16 protein-coding genes, 1 tRNA gene and 1 pseudogene are annotated in these 14,623 nt (G+C 53.7%); 9 read left to right on the forward strand and 9 right to left on the reverse strand.

Annotated features, from left to right (window positions below; all coding sequences use genetic code 11):
- Positions 1-248: 248 nt before the first annotated feature.
- From VGK23_07470 to hisS, 3 genes and pseudogenes are all read left to right on the forward strand, one after another.
- Positions 249-431, forward strand: coding sequence for a hypothetical protein (locus tag VGK23_07470; protein HEY3420375.1), 183 nt, complete (start codon positions 249-251; stop codon positions 429-431).
- 384 nt (positions 432-815) lie between these two features.
- A pseudogene (locus VGK23_07475) lies at positions 816-1,517 on the forward strand (aquaporin).
- A gap of 132 nt (positions 1,518-1,649) precedes the next feature.
- A complete protein-coding gene (hisS, locus tag VGK23_07480; GenBank protein ID HEY3420376.1) occupies positions 1,650-2,897 on the forward strand; it encodes a histidine--tRNA ligase in 1,248 nt (415 codons plus the stop codon).
- Between the two features lie 322 nt (positions 2,898-3,219).
- On the opposite strand, the gene VGK23_07485 is transcribed toward hisS, so the two are convergent.
- From VGK23_07485 to panD, 3 genes are read right to left on the reverse strand one after another with little or no spacing between them, the layout of a single operon-like run.
- Positions 3,220-3,417, reverse strand: coding sequence for a dodecin family protein (locus VGK23_07485; protein HEY3420377.1), 198 nt, complete (start codon positions 3,415-3,417; stop codon positions 3,220-3,222).
- Between the two features lie 59 nt (positions 3,418-3,476).
- Entirely contained in the window at positions 3,477-3,893 is a 417-nt protein-coding gene (locus tag VGK23_07490; protein HEY3420378.1) for a ribonuclease HI family protein, read from the reverse strand.
- A 36-nt stretch (positions 3,894-3,929) separates the two neighbouring features.
- Positions 3,930-4,271 carry an aspartate 1-decarboxylase gene (gene panD / locus VGK23_07495; GenBank protein HEY3420379.1) on the reverse strand — a complete coding sequence of 114 codons (342 nt, stop codon included), beginning with the start codon at positions 4,269-4,271 and terminating at the stop codon, positions 3,930-3,932.
- 213 nt (positions 4,272-4,484) lie between these two features.
- On the opposite strand from panD, the gene VGK23_07500 reads away from it, so the two are divergent.
- The gene (locus VGK23_07500; GenBank protein ID HEY3420380.1) at positions 4,485-5,573 is read left to right on the forward strand and encodes a hypothetical protein; all 1,089 of its coding nucleotides are present in this window, start codon (positions 4,485-4,487) and stop codon (positions 5,571-5,573) included.
- A 265-nt stretch (positions 5,574-5,838) separates the two neighbouring features.
- Here VGK23_07500 and VGK23_07505 read toward each other — a convergent pair.
- Positions 5,839-5,914 (reverse strand) — tRNA-Asp (locus VGK23_07505).
- 160 nt (positions 5,915-6,074) lie between these two features.
- Here VGK23_07505 and VGK23_07510 point away from each other — a divergent pair.
- A complete protein-coding gene (locus tag VGK23_07510; protein HEY3420381.1) occupies positions 6,075-6,881 on the forward strand; it encodes a CBS domain-containing protein in 807 nt (268 codons plus the stop codon).
- A 58-nt stretch (positions 6,882-6,939) separates the two neighbouring features.
- Here VGK23_07510 and ppsA read toward each other — a convergent pair whose 3' ends face one another.
- Complete coding sequence (gene ppsA, locus VGK23_07515) at positions 6,940-9,261, reverse strand: phosphoenolpyruvate synthase (protein ID HEY3420382.1); 2,322 nt, start codon at positions 9,259-9,261, stop codon at positions 6,940-6,942.
- Between the two features lie 463 nt (positions 9,262-9,724).
- Here ppsA and VGK23_07520 point away from each other — a divergent pair, with 463 nt between their 5' ends.
- From VGK23_07520 to VGK23_07535, 4 genes are read left to right on the forward strand one after another with little or no spacing between them, the layout of a single operon-like run.
- A complete protein-coding gene (locus VGK23_07520) occupies positions 9,725-10,318 on the forward strand; it encodes a 2-oxoacid:acceptor oxidoreductase family protein (GenBank protein HEY3420383.1) in 594 nt (197 codons plus the stop codon).
- Between the two features lies 1 nt (position 10,319).
- Positions 10,320-10,601, forward strand: a complete 282-nt coding sequence (locus VGK23_07525; GenBank protein HEY3420384.1) for a 4Fe-4S binding protein — start codon at positions 10,320-10,322, stop codon at positions 10,599-10,601.
- Positions 10,601-11,761: a pyruvate ferredoxin oxidoreductase gene (porA, locus tag VGK23_07530; GenBank protein ID HEY3420385.1), complete on the forward strand. Its 1,161-nt coding sequence runs from the start codon at positions 10,601-10,603 to the stop codon at positions 11,759-11,761. The genes VGK23_07525 and porA overlap by 1 nt, the downstream gene beginning before the upstream one ends.
- Positions 11,758-12,702, forward strand: coding sequence for a thiamine pyrophosphate-dependent enzyme (locus tag VGK23_07535; GenBank protein ID HEY3420386.1), 945 nt, complete (start codon positions 11,758-11,760; stop codon positions 12,700-12,702). The genes porA and VGK23_07535 overlap by 4 nt, the downstream gene beginning before the upstream one ends.
- 76 nt (positions 12,703-12,778) lie before the next feature.
- Here VGK23_07535 and VGK23_07540 read toward each other — a convergent pair whose 3' ends face one another.
- From VGK23_07540 to VGK23_07555, 4 genes are all read right to left on the reverse strand, one after another.
- On the reverse strand, positions 12,779-13,489 hold the full coding sequence (locus VGK23_07540; GenBank protein HEY3420387.1) for a radical SAM protein: 711 nt from the start codon (positions 13,487-13,489) through the stop codon (positions 12,779-12,781).
- Between the two features lie 224 nt (positions 13,490-13,713).
- Entirely contained in the window at positions 13,714-13,932 is a 219-nt protein-coding gene (locus VGK23_07545) for a HypC/HybG/HupF family hydrogenase formation chaperone (protein ID HEY3420388.1), read from the reverse strand.
- 5 nt (positions 13,933-13,937) lie between these two features.
- Positions 13,938-14,333, reverse strand: a complete 396-nt coding sequence (locus VGK23_07550) for a nascent polypeptide-associated complex protein (GenBank protein HEY3420389.1) — start codon at positions 14,331-14,333, stop codon at positions 13,938-13,940.
- A gap of 180 nt (positions 14,334-14,513) precedes the next feature.
- Positions 14,514-14,612, reverse strand: a complete 99-nt coding sequence (locus VGK23_07555) for a hypothetical protein (protein ID HEY3420390.1) — start codon at positions 14,610-14,612, stop codon at positions 14,514-14,516.
- Between the last annotated feature and the right edge of the window lie 11 nt (positions 14,613-14,623).

Below are 14,623 nucleotides of genomic sequence, written 5' to 3' on the forward strand. Positions count from 1 at the left end.
GAGAACAGCGATGATATTCCAACGACCGCCAGAACCCCAGCGCCCACCAACCGCCCTTTCCTTGACATGTACTTAGATATTATTAAAATCCGTATTTGAAATTAACCGACAATGAGGATATATTAGGTACAATGAGGCAATATTGACTCCAGAATGCCCGAATGGGGTCCGCTCTAGAACGGGAGTTCATTGCACCTACCCAAGAAAACATATTGATGAATCGCATGGGGAAATCGATCGGTGCTTGAATGAAATCAATAAAGTGCGAATGCAACTATGAGTTGACCGACAAAGAGATCAATGACACATTCGATGAGCCGGAGAACAACCGTTTCGTCCACATCGTCGAATGCCCGAAATGCGGCAAGATCAAGGCGTATTTTGAGGAAAAAGTTCCCGAGCCCGAGCCCGCTGAGGAAAAGAAGGAGTGACCGAAATCATTCTCAAGGGGCATGTAATATAGTGTCCCTCTCTTGTCCTTTATTCAAACCAATCTTTGACAGGTAACAAAAGAATCGATTATGGCACCACCCTGCGGTGTCAGGTCGTGAGAATTCTCGTCAAGATATCTATATCCAGGGAGTGAAATTGATGATGTTCTCCGATTACTGGATGTAATAACCAGCAAGATAAAAATTTTTCACTATTATTTAAACTTAAACGATTGATGCAGAGGGGGTCCATTAGGACTCACTGAACTACCCGTCCTGTCGTTTCCTACCTAAAAAATAGGGCTGCCCCGACCACAACCTTTAAAATGTTCTTCGAGATTTTTATAACCAATATCTTATTAGGGGGGAAAGACAACGAAGAACTACGTAGCAGAATTGATAGGCAGTATGCTGTTGGTTATGGTTGGTGTAGGATCATTGCTTTTTGGCTTGGTCTTGCCTGGGGGAAACCCGGTCACCACGAACATTAACCTCGTCGTACCGGCGCTTGCTTTCGGAATAATTGTGATGTCGCTGATCTACACGATCGGACCGATATCCGGTTGCCACATCAACCCGGCAGTGTCCATTGGTGTATGGTCGATCGGAGGAATGAAGACCAAGGACATGGTCATCTATGTCATCATGCAGATCATCGGTGGCATTATCGGTGCAGCATTCCTGTACATGATGTTCAAAGATGGTGGCGGTTCTATGAACACCTCCGCGGCTGGAGACTTCGGAACCACATACTATGACACCAAGTACAGCATGGCCGTCGTATTCGTAATTGAGATAATCAGCGCGTTCATCCTGCAGATCGTGATCCTCGGATCGCTCGGCAACAAGGGGAACGAAGCGCTTGCTGGAGTCTCAATCGGATTGGTCGTCGGTGCGATCATCCTCTTCACCGGTGGATTCGACGGAGCTGGCATCAACCCGATCAGGGACCTATCCCCAGCCATATTCGCAGGCGGAAAGTCCCTGGAGCAGGCCTGGCTGTTCGTGGTCGCGCCGATCATCGGTGCAATCATTGGATCCTGGTTGTTCAAGTGGATGGCCACCCCGGCAAAGAAGGCAGCTTAAACAACTGGCCAAGGCCCAAACCATTTCCCATCAAACATTTTCCCATTTGTTTTTGTTTATCTCTTAGATCGTGTTACTACGTCCATTCCTGAGTAAAGAAAGTGTTAATACCGTTCATAATATTGCTCGGGCATGATTCAGCGACCGCGCGGGACGAGGGACTTCGGCCCCGACGAGATGGAAACCAGGAGGTTCTTCGAATCGCTCATGAGAGATGTCGCAAGGACCCACGGTTTTCGCGAGGTCTCCACCCCGATCTTCGAAACAACGGACCTTTTTGTTGTTAAGTCGGGTCCGGGCATCGTCGAGGAGATGTATGCGTTCAAGGACAAAGGCGATCGTGAGATCTGCCTAAGGCCTGAACTCACCGCGCCTGTGATCCGCTTCTTCGTGAGTGATCTGACCACCTACCCACGACCGCTCAAGATGTTCTATTTCGGTCAGTGCTTCCGATACGAGAGGCCGCAATCTGGCCGCTACCGTGAGTTCTTCCAGTTCGGAGCGGAGCTTATCGGTGCTCCAACTCCCGAATCCGATGCAGAGGTCATTGGGTTGGCCGCCTCGATCATCAAGAAAACGGGACTCAAGGACTACCAGATAAGGGTCGGCCATATCGGGATCCTGCGCTCCTTGCTGACATCGGCCGGAGTAAAGACCGATGATATGCTCAAGATCCTCCAGAAACTGGACAAGAAGCTGTATGATGAGGCCCGACCGCTCATGAAAGAGGCAGGCATGAACGAAGAGGCCATGGAAGACGTCATCAAGACCACCCAGATCACCGGTCCGATGTCGGTCCTGAACGATTTCTCAGGCGAGGCCAAGGAGCATTTGGAACAGGTCTTTGCGGTCTTGAACGCATACGGGCTCGAAAATGTCTCGGTCGACCTGGGTGTGGTTAGGGGCTTGGCGTATTACACTGGCATGGTCTTTGAGGCCGACGCCCCCGCTCTAGGGGCGGAAAAACAGGTCTGCGGAGGGGGCTCTTATTCATTGTCGGAGCTGTTCGGAGGAGAAAAGGTATTCTCCAGCGGATTCGGAATCGGTTTCGATAGGATCCTGCTAGCTTTACAGCGCGAAGGGATGACATCACCCAAAACTGGCATCCAGGCCTTCGTTATACCGGTCAATGAGAAGATGCGGGGAAGGGCGTTCAAGATCGTCGCCGACCTTAGAGAATCAGGGATCGTTGCCGACATCGACCTCATGAGGCGCAGCCTGGCAAAGAACTTCAAGTATGCCGATTCGATCGCTGCCCGATACGCCATAATCGTAGGAGAAAAAGAAGAGGAAGCAGCTTCGGTTACACTTCGGAACATGGGTTCCGGCGAACAATCACTGGTCAAGACGGAGGACCTGATAGAACGTTTGAGACAATGAGGGTCTTGGTGCCGGGGACCGGATTTTTGGGGGGGAGTATTAATGAAGAACCGATCTTAGGAGGACGGTTGAGTCACCGGCCCCCGGACACCGAACGCACGAAATGTCACCTTATATAAATAATTTATCACCAATAACAAAAATTTCATGGATATTTTTGTATTCGTTCATCTTTCGCTAAAAACCCGACGCGAATGGATCCGATATCACCAATGCACGTATCTTGAACATTAGAACAAGGGGCGGTCATTGCTCAAAGAAACCGGCGAAATAGGTCAATGACCTGGGCTGGTATTCCACAATTTTGACCATTGACCACACCCTAATCGACTTCGAAATATATCTTCATCAGGGCCCTGAAATCAACGATCGCACCCTCGTCGCACTTGCATTCAAATTCTGTTGCACGGGCCCATCGAATGTTCCGGACGGTCTTTGCTGCCGTATCAATGGCGTTCTTTGCAGCATCGTCGAACCCTTTCTTCGATATCCCGACTATCTCGATCACTTTTTGAACCATCTCATCACCGATAGAACTTGGTTTTACCGGCTAGAAATAATTGTTGCCGAGGCTGATCTTCACCTTCTCTTGGTGTACCGGTCGAGCTCCTCGTTCAATAGCGCATCTGCCCTGGAGATGACTGGATGCTCACGAGGCGAATGAAGGATCAGCGGTCTTCTGAAGCTCGAGAACCTTAGCCTGGCCTCTTTATACAATGGAATGAGGTTCGGAGATTTGACCGAATACAGCCCCTGCATCTGCTTTACCACCAGTTCGCTGTCCATGGTGACCTCGATCTCGTCCGCCCCCTTCTCCTTCGCCGCCGCCAATCCGGCCAATAGTCCGTGGTATTCTGCCTCGTTGTTGGTGGCTTTTCCCAGGAAATGAGCTTTCTCCAGAACCGTCTTCCCATCCTCGAATTGCAGGATGAACGCGAAGGCCGAAGGACCGGGATTGCCCCTCGATCCCCCGTCCGTGAACAATCTCAACTTCATCGTGTGGGCAAGGAAGAAACGAATAGAAAATGTTGCCTAGAGCCGTTTGACGTAGCGGTTCTTGTCATCGACCAATATGGAGATTGGCTCCACTGGGACATCGGTGTACTCGAACGCCATGATAATGATCTTGTCACCCTTGTTCACCAGCTTGGCCGCAGCCCCGTTCACCATGATCTGGCCTGATCCTGCCTTGCCTTCTACCGCATATGTCTCGAAACGGGCTGCATTGTCAATGTCCGATATTAGGACCTTCTCTCCTGGCCATATGTCAGCCGCCCGTAACAGGTCCTGATCGATGACGATACTACCGATGTACTCGATGTTCGTCTCAGTGACCGTGGCGCGGTGGATCTTCCCCCGCATTAGGCAACGCATGTAACTAAGCAATCAAACCTCCCTCAAGAATCTTTCCCTGGGACATCCCATCTTAGGGACGCATATTTTTTTAATGCAGTTGGTTGACAACCGATCACCCGATCTCGACTGATATCAGACCGTAATTACGATTTTGACTGAGGTTGCCTTCATAACGTTGTATCGAAGCAAAATTTATTGATTAAGAAGCGTAGATTCCCCCTAGGTCCGAATATGCCCAATCCAACTGCCTTTTTCTACAGCGATGGCATGCTCAAGTATCAGTTCGGACCAGATCATCCTTCACAGCCGATCAGATATCGTTTGATCAAGGACACGTTGGAAGGAATGGGCGTTTTCGGAGAGAACCTGGTGAAGATAGAGCCGCAGCCAGCTGACGTCGGTCAGATCGAACGAGTCCATACTCCGGAGTATATCGAAAGGATCCGGGCAGCATGCAGCCGTGGACAGGCCTATCTTGATGATGGAGACACCCCAGCCACTCAATCGCTGTACGAAGGGGCGCTGGCCTGCGTGGGTGGGACGCTCGACGCTACCAGAGCGGTAGCGGAAGGACGATACGAGCATGCCATGAACCCGTCCGGAGGATTCCACCACGCCCGGCCGGATGGGGCGGCCGGTTTCTCGGTGTTCAACGATGTGGCGATCGCTGTTAGGATGCTGCAGCAGGACTATGGCTTCAAAAGGATCGCCATCGTGGACACCGATGGTCATCACGGCGATGGAACCCAGTCTATCTTCTATGAGGAGAAGGTCCTTACCATCTCATTCCACCGTTACGGAAACGGCTTCTTTCCGTCCACCGGCTCAATCAAGGAGATAGGAAAAGGAGAGGGTTGCGGTTATTGCATCAACGTACCATTGCCTTGTGGCACTCAGGATGAAGTATACGTCCCGGCGTTCCGTAAGATCATCACCGAGGCCATGAAGGAGTACAAGCCGGATTTCATCCTTCATGTGTTCGGCACGGACGCCCATCGAGACGACGACATGGTGCGGCTAGGTCTGACCACAAAGGCCTTCGAACGCATGGCAGAAACTACCCATCACCTTGCCCACCATCTGTGCGGTGGACGTTACGTAGTGGTCGGCGGGGGTGGTTACAACATCAGCGCGACCCGGCGGAGCTGGGCGATAGCGACCTGTGTCGTTTCCGGATCATATCCTGACGATCCTGAGGGACTGCATCATCTGCAGGACCCGTGCATTTACCACCGTACAGAGATCGGCGTCCGCGAGGCGGACGCGGCGGTCCGCAACGTGATGGATAACGTCCTCCCGATGATGCGAGGATCTCCTTGATCGGCCTCGGCTCAATCATCTAGTGAATGCTGGAGCTCTTCGAATATCGGGAATGCCCCTTTTAACCATCGAGCTGGTTAACGGTGCATCTTTTCTTGTCATCCCATTTGTAAGGCCACGCAGAAGCGTTTTAGCTCATACGAGCGCAGGTGAATTCAATGACCGTACCAATCGAACAGGGCGATATCTTCGGCATCTTATTCACTGGCCGATATCTTTAGGGAACGATCTCTGGGGCAGAGATGGATGCAAAATAAATAGAGCATGGCGCCCCGGTCGGGATTTGGACCCGAGTCCCTAGCTCGACAGGCTAGGATGATAGGCCGCTACACTACCGGGGCTTGTGCTGGTCTCCACAATAAATAAGTCATATTTATGGGTTGAGGTGCCCCAGTCCCTGAGTTGATCAAAAAGGTACGGATTTGGCGTTATTCTGGAAAAGATTATTATGGTACCCTCCGTTCTTTCCAAGCCTGCAACGGGCAGGAGGATGGAAACAGCATGGCTGAACGCAAACTCAGGGTGGAGGACTACATGGTCAGGGACGTCATAGAGATTCCCGGGGGTTACACTGTCGCGCAGACGACCGCCAAGCTCATTTCTACCGAGTTCCACGGACTGCCGGTGACCGAGGGCGGCCGCCTTATCGGGTTCATAACTGCCAAGGAGCTGCTTCGTAACGCCAACCGCCCAAAAGAGCTGGTCCGCAACATTATCAAGAAGGGTACCGTAAGTGTCAACCCCCAGATGGACCTGGACGACGCCGCACGCGTCCTCTTCCGGCATGGGCTAAGGAACGTTCCGGTGGTGGATGAAAAGGGCGTTCTCATCGGCATCATCTCCAATCTCGATATCGTGCGCTCGCATATCGAAAGGGCTACGCCTAACAAGGTCAACATGATCAAGAACTTCCTGGAATCGAAGCACCATATCACGATCGTCGTCAAGCGGCGTCTGATCCCGATCGAGGACCTAAGGCCGACCCAGCATGAGGTCTACGCCGACGAGCTGTTCGGCCGCATGGAAGAGATCAAGCGCGGCCTGGTCGAGCCGATAATAGTGGTCCAGAAACATGACCATTACATCCTCGTCGACGGTCACCACCGGGCGTTAGCATCGAAGAAGATGGGCGTGAAACAGTTCACCGCATTCGTCCTGGAGCCAAGCGTCGACGTCGAGCTCGGGTTGGAACGTTCCGCAGACGAAAGGGGCCTGCATACCCTGGACGATGTCAAGATCATCGATGGCTCGCACCATCCGCTGATCGAGATCACCACCAGGTTCATGAAGGATGAGACCCCGCTCTAGGTCAGAGTCAATTTAATTTTAATAGAACAATGAAAGGGTTTTCTGGAGAAGGAAGGATTCACTCCTTCTGCCTTCTCGCCGCCTCTAAGAGCAGCCTCTGCTCGGCCGATGCGATGATCGGAATGGTGTCCATCACGGTATCCGGATTCAGGCTGATGCTGTCGATGCCCGCCTTCACCAGGAACTCGGTGAACTCCGGATAGACCGAGGGCGCCTGCCCGCAGATCGAAACGGTCCGTCCCTTCTTGTGCGCTTCGGTGATCAGGATATTTATGGCCCGCTTGATGGCCTCGTTCCGTTCATCGAAGTATCCCATCTTGCCCAGCACATCGGAGTCCCGGTCCGCGCCCATGGTCAACTGGGTCAGGTCGTTGCTGCCGATGGAGAACCCGTCACAGTAGTCGGAGAACTCCGCCGCCATGAAGATGTTGGCCGGGATCTCGGCCATCAGGTAGAGCTTGAGGTCGCGGTTCCTTTCCAGGCCGACCTCGGCCATCATGGCGGAGATCTTCTTCAGTTCGTCGATCGTCCGCACGAACGGCAGCATGATCATGACGTTCTTCAGGCCCATCTCTTCGCGTACCTTCTTGATGGCCTTCAATTCGAGCTTGAACGCTTCCCGGTATGAATCGGATACGTAACGGGAACAGCCCCTCCATCCGATCATTGGGTTGGATTCCTTGGGCTCGTACTTCTCGCCGCCCTTCATCTCGCGGTATTCGTTGGTCTTGAAGTCCGAGGTCCTCAGGATCACCGGCCTGGGGAAGAACGCCTTGGCCACCACGGAGATGCCGTTCGCCAGCCGGTCCACCAGCTCCTGCGATTTGCCCTTCTCCATCATGGCCAACGGGTGCTCCTGGATGTAGCTGGTGAAAAGGAACTCGATCCTCATCAGGCCCACGCCAGATACTGGCAGTGCACAGTATTCCTCGGCCTTCTGGGGAACCCCGATGTTCACATAGACCTTGGTCCCGGTCACTGGAACCATCATGCCGGATCCCTTGGCGGATTTTGATTCGCAGGAGTTCTCTTCCTTCTTCTTGACCGCGATCTCCCCCTCGTAGACCACACCGGTCTTGCCTTCGACGGTGACCAGCAGGCCCTCGGTCAGGATGGTGATCGCGTCGGACGCACCGACCACGCAAGGGATACCCAATTCCCTGGCCACGATCGCCGCGTGGCAGGTCATGCCCCCTTCCTCGGTGACGATGGCGGCCGCACGTGTCATTGCCGGCACCATGTCCGGTGTGGTCATCTTGGTCACCATGATATCTCCTTTCTTGATGACCTCCAGGTTCATCTCGTCCGCGACGTGCCTTACCCTTCCGCTGGCGTTTCCAGGGGAGGCGGCCAATCCCTTGACCAATATCTTATCCGATTTCATCTCCTCTGACACGGTATCCTTCCCGGCCTTGTCACCATTGTTACCCAATGTGGTCACGGGCCTGGCCTGGACCACGAAGACCTGCTCGTCCTCGATGCACCATTCTATGTCCATCGGACGGTCATAGTGGCTCTCGATGTTCTTCCCGATGTCCGCTACCGCGAATATCTGTTCGTCGGTCAGTTTCTGCGCGCTCACCAGTTCCGGGGCGATGTCCTCCTTGATGGTGTCTCCCACCTTTCCACGAACGAACTTCCAGGTCTGCTTGGCGACGCGCTTGTTGATGATCTTGTTGTGGAACTTCTCGACCACGTAGGTATCGGGAGTGACCTTCCCGCTGACTATGGCCTCTCCGAGCCCATAGCCGGCCTCGATTATGATGTGAGGCATTTCGGAGTTGGGGTCCACCGTGAACATGATACCGGATATGTCCGAGTTCACCATCTTCTGGACAACGACCGCCAGCTTGACCGCGGAGTGCTCGAAGTTCTTGGTGGCACGGTATGCTATGGCCCTTGGCGTGAAAAGGGATGACCAGCATTTCTTGATCTTATCCATCAGGTCATCGGCGTTGGGAACGTTCAGGTAGGTGTCCTGCTGTCCCGCGAAGGACGCAGTGGGCAGATCCTCGGCGGTGGCGCTGGACCTTACGGCCACCAGGCACGCCTTCTTTCCTTTGAACATTCGCCCATACTCTTTTAGCACTTCCTTTGTAAGGTCGGCCGGGATGAGAGATTCCTCGAACGCCTTCCTGATGGCGACGGATGCACCCTGAAGGGACGGTTCAGAGTTGACGTCCACCGAAGCCAACACCTCGTTGATCTTGGGGACCAGGTTGTTGGATGCTATGAAATCATCATAGGCGAGGGTAGTAAGCACAAAACCGGGAGGTACATTGAACCCCGCGGAGACCAGTTCGCCCAGGTTCGCAGCTTTTCCTCCTGCGATAGGGATGTCGTTCTTGCTCAAGTCTGCGATGCTAGTGATTCGCTTCATTGTTTCGTCCCCCTTTCAAGAACGGATTTGGACTCATGGGACGGCGTTTCCGTCCCGTTCGCCTGTTCGCAATAAGCGCAATGGCTATTAAGTTTTCCGAGAACGCGGGAATTTTGGTAAGAAAAATAATCACGTTTCTACATGAACCCAACCTCCATGCTGGGTCAACGGTTCGCTGTGGCCTTGACAACCATCAGCTTCAAAAATATTATGGAAAAGATATTAGTTCTGAGGCAGTATGGGTCGAAGTTGCCCTATGATTCCGCCCGAGATTCAAGAACGCCGAGCTGTGCCAATGCATGTCAGGAGGCTGTTTTTCGTAATATCATATTCGATAATCGAAGGGTGACTTCGCTATTCAGAGCTTTTTTCGAAATTGTAAGGTCAACAGTAAGCCGATTTTACATTATTCGCAATCTAATTAATGTCTTTCGTAATTGAATAAATGAAATGATTAAATATCATGATAATTTTCAAGGTCTGCGAGGGCGTTGAAGTGAAAACCATTGAGATACGATGGCACGGCAGGGGCGGACAAGGTGTCGTTACAGCAAACGAGATCTTGGCCGGAGCCGCACTGAAGGAAGGCAAGTACATAAAAGCATTCCCGGAGTTCGGTCCGGAGAGGATGGGGGCGCCGATCAGGGCATTTGCCCGCATATCGGACGAACCGATCAACGTACACAGCCAGGTTTATTATCCCGACATAGTGGTCGTAATAGACCCCACCCTGATCGGGGTCGTCAACGTGCTTGACGGGCTCAAGCAGAAAGGGTCGGTCATAGCTAATTATCCAGATGGAAAGGACAAGCTCAAGATGAAGATCGGCAGCGAAGCAGACGTCCATGCGGTCAACGCCACCAAGATAGCGCTGGATGAGCTGGGAAGGCCGATGACCAACACTGCCATGCTGGGAGCGCTGGTCAAGGTATCTGATATGGTCAGTCTGAAGTCGGTAACGGAAGAACTGAGGGCGAAGTTCACTGGCAAGTTCAAGAATGATGTCATCGCGAAGAACGTGAAGGCCGTTCAAAGGGCATATGAAGAGGTGGACTGAAATGGCGGACAAGAGCTCGAAGGAACTGGAACCGGGCGCGATGATCTGTGAAGCAGGAAATGCCAGAGAGTACAAGACCGGGGACTGGCGGTCGAAGAGGCCGGAAGTGGACAAGGAGAAATGCACCAACTGCCTCTTCTGCTGGATCTACTGCCCGGACAACAGTATCATCGTAGAGAACGAGAAGATGAAGGGAATCAAGTACTCACACTGCAAAGGCTGCGGCATATGTGCGAACCAGTGCCCGGCAAAGGCGATTACGATGATCGAGGAGGGAGCTTAATGGAACCGATTGCGTTGAACGGGGATATGGCCATAGCCCATGCATGGAGACAGATCGACCCGGACGTTGTCGCGTCCTATCCTATCACTCCGCAGACCATCATAGTGGAGAACTATGCCGAGTTCGTGGCCAACGGTGAGGTCGAAACCGAATACGTTTGCGCTGAGTCAGAGCACAGCGCGATGTCCTTATGCATCGGCGCCTCAGCGGCCGGCGGCAGGGTTGCGACCGCGACCGCATCGGCCGGACTGGCATTCATGTGGGAGGTGCTTTGGATCGCCTCTGCGATGAGGCTTCCGATATGCATGTCGGTCGCCAACCGTGCCTTGAGCGGACCGATCAACATCCAGTGCGACCACAGTGACGCCATGGGCGCAAGGGACACCGGATGGATACAGCTCTTCGGGGAGAACGTCCAAGAGGCCTACGACAACACCGTGATGTCGTTCAAGATCGCAGAGCACTCCGGAGTCCGCCTGCCCATCATGACATGCATCGACGGTTTCATTGTCACCCATGCGCTGGAACGCCTGGAGACGCTGGAGACCCAGGTTGTGAAGGATTTCGTCGGACCGTACCAGGCGGTGAGGCCGCTCCTGGACCTTAAGAACCCGACCACCTATGGACCGTTCTCGCAGACGGACTACTATTTCGAGCACAAGTATCAGATCATGGAGGCCATGAAGCGCGCCAAACCGGTGGTAAAGCAGGTCCAGAAGGACTATGCCAAGATCTCCGGCCGAGAGCACAGCATCATCGAGGGATACAAGACCGAGGACGCTGACTATGTCATAATGGCAATGGGTTCCACCGCTGGAACGCTGCGCCATGTGGTCGATGAACTGAGGCACGAGGGAAAGAAGGTCGGTTCGGTCAAGCTGCGTCTGTTCAGGCCTTTCCCGTTCGATGAGGTCAAGGAAATGTTGGAAGGCAAGAAGGGAGTGGCCGTTATGGATCGTGCGATCAGCACCGGATCTTCAGGGCCGATGTTCCCAGAGGTCCGTACGGCCCTGTACGATGCCGTGGACCGCCCGGACATCGCGAACTATGTCTACGGACTTGGAGGAAGGGACGTCAAGATCGACGAGCTAAAGGGAGTGTACAAGCAGCTGATGACGAAAGATCATGACATGGTCAATTACCTGGGGGTGCGCCCGTGAGCTTCACTCTGAAAGAGCTCTCCCACTCCGAGGACCGCCTGACCGAAGGGCACCGGCTCTGCGCCGGCTGCTCGGAATCTATCGTGGCCCGCCAGGTCCTGATGGCCAGCAAGAAGCCGGTGGTCGTGGCCAACGCCACTGGTTGCTTCGAGGTCTCCACCACCATCTATCCGTTCACCTCCTGGAACGTGCCATGGATCCACAGCGCCTTCGAGAACGCCCCGGCATCGATCGGCGGCGTGGAGGCGACGTATCTGGCATTGAAAAGGAAGGGCAAGATTACCGAGGACATCAACTTCCTCGCCTTCGGCGGAGACGGCGCAACCTACGATATCGGATTCCAGGCGTTATCTGGAGCGATCGAACGGGGACACCGTTTCCTGTACGTTTGCCTGAACAACGAGGCATATATGAACACCGGTATCCAGAGGTCCGGAGCCACCGGAAGGGGCGCCCAGACCACCACCTGCCCGGCAGGAACCTGCGTTCCCGGAAAGAAGGAATTCCCCAAGGACCTCACCCGGATCATCATCGCCCATGACCTCCCCTACGCGGCCCAGGCATCTCCCCACAACTGGAGGGACCTGATGGAAAAGGCGGAGAAGGGATTGGAGTGCGGAGGACCGGCGTTCATGAACGTGGTCACACCATGTCCCCGCGGCTGGAGGTTCGACCCGGCCCTCACGATCGAGATATCCAGGCTTGCGGTTGAGACCTGCATCTGGCCTCTCTATGAGTTCGAGAAAGGCAAGTGGAGCTTGACCGGAGAGAGCAAGAGGATCGCCGAGGGCAAGAAGGAGAAACGCCCGGTGATGGACTGGATCAAGTCCCAGGGCCGCTTCGGTCACCTCTTGAAGGACAAATGGTCCCCGGTGATCGAAGAGATCCAGGCCAACGTCGATAAGAAGTGGGAAGAGCTGATCAAGCTAAGCCAGATGTGATCGGGTCCTGACTTCCAAAACCCCTTAATAATAATTTTTCAAAAGAACCGGATCAAAAATGATCGTCGGACGGCCACTAATGGGTCGATCCCGATTCCTCGAAGACCGCATCCATTCCACGGAAGGCCTTCTCGATGGCCTCCAGGTCCTTCTTGGTAAGCGGTCTGCCGGTGTTCGGCATGGTCGGCCTGTCGATGTAGACGATCTTGGGATCGAGGCTTCTGATGGTCTCGGCGATCTCATTGACCTCGCCGATGTTCTGACCTACCAGGGTGGTCTTGACGCGGAAGTCTCCCTTGAACGTCTCCCTGGCCCTTCTGGCTCCAGATATCACGTCGTCCAAATGAATCGCGCTGCATGGCCGGTTGACCTTTTGGAAGGTGGCCTCGGAGGCGGCATCGATCTTCGCGATGATGATATCGAACTTCAAGATCTCCGCAAGCGCGTCATCCTCGTTCAGAAGGGTGCAGTTGGTGACGACGGACATCTTCTTGTCGGTCAGCTTGCGCAACGCTCCGACGATATCGCCCAAGTTCTCCGCCAGCAAAGGCTCGCCAGTGCCACGGAATGTTATGTGGTCGACCCCGGAGACGCTGACGTGCTCCATGAAATCATTGGCCAGGTCCTGTTCGGCAACGAACTTGCTCCGCTGCGAGACCATCATCCCCCCTCTCCCGAGCCTGCAATATGTGCAATTGAAGTTGCAGACCTTTGGTCCCCGACAAATGGGGTCCACGCCCAGACTGCAACCTGATTCGCTTGATTTCACATCGTATACCGATCTCATTGAATTGTCTCCTTCTGATGGGGCCGTCCCTTATCGGTCGGACAAGGCAACCGCCCCTATGATCTGCTGAAATAGGACACCCCATGATACTCTGGGCACATCTTTTTTTTCGACCTTTTGAATTGCTATTACAACCTATCGAACATAAATGTTTCGTGGCAAATGCTTTAGAAACGGTGGATAAAGTCGCTGTCCGGGCGTACCGGAAGGAAAATAGGTGGAGTTTAAGATTGAGCGGCCAACATCTCTTCCCATATCTTGATGGTCTCCTCGGCCTCTTCCCGGTCCACCACCTGGATCGCAAATCCGGCGTGGATGATGACATATTCGCCCACCCCCGCCTTGACCAGCGAAACGTTGACCTTTCTGGTCACTCCGCCGAAATCGACGTCCGCATCCTTACCTTCAATGCTAAGAATCTTACCTGGGACAGCTAGGCACATTTTTTTCACCCTGCCATGATCTTCAGGATCGCTTCCGCCGGCTGGCCATCGGTGGCCATGAGCGCTTCGATCGCCTTTTCCCTCGAAGCCCCGGTCTGGTCCATCACCAATGTGATGTCCTCTTCCGGTAGTCCGGCTTCCGCCGGCAAGGTCTGCACAGACATTCCGGGCTTGGCCGCGGCAGCGGATCGGGGTTTCACTTCAGGCTCCCCTACGACCTGGAAGGTCTTCTGGCCCTGAACGGTCATGATGGTGACCTCGGCCTCTTTGAAAACATATTCCTTGGTCTTGGTCAGGATGATTATTTCCTGAACGTCGGTTAGCTCTTCAGTGCTTATGCCCATCTTTCGCATAGCCTGCTTCATCTGTCGAGGGTTGACCCTGCCCATTCCTGGCATCATGGACGTCCTGTGAGTGATTATGTAGCGTATATAAAATCCTTACAAAGATGCATCGGGACAGCCGCGTGTCGTAATTTGGCGTCCAGATGAAAAAAGGAGATCCGAGGGACCGGTGAGGTCACCCGGATCGAACGCGCTGTCGATGGTTCATTTCGCTTAATAGACAGCACCTTTGAGACGTTACAGGACCTTCAGGTACCGCTCTACCTCCCAATCGGTGACCCAGTTGCGATAGTTGTCCCATTCTTCCTCCTTGATGTGGATATAGTGCTCGAATATGTGGTCACCAA

Source organism: Methanomassiliicoccales archaeon (assembly GCA_036504055.1).
Lineage (GTDB): Archaea > Thermoplasmatota > Thermoplasmata > Methanomassiliicoccales > UBA472 > DASXVU01.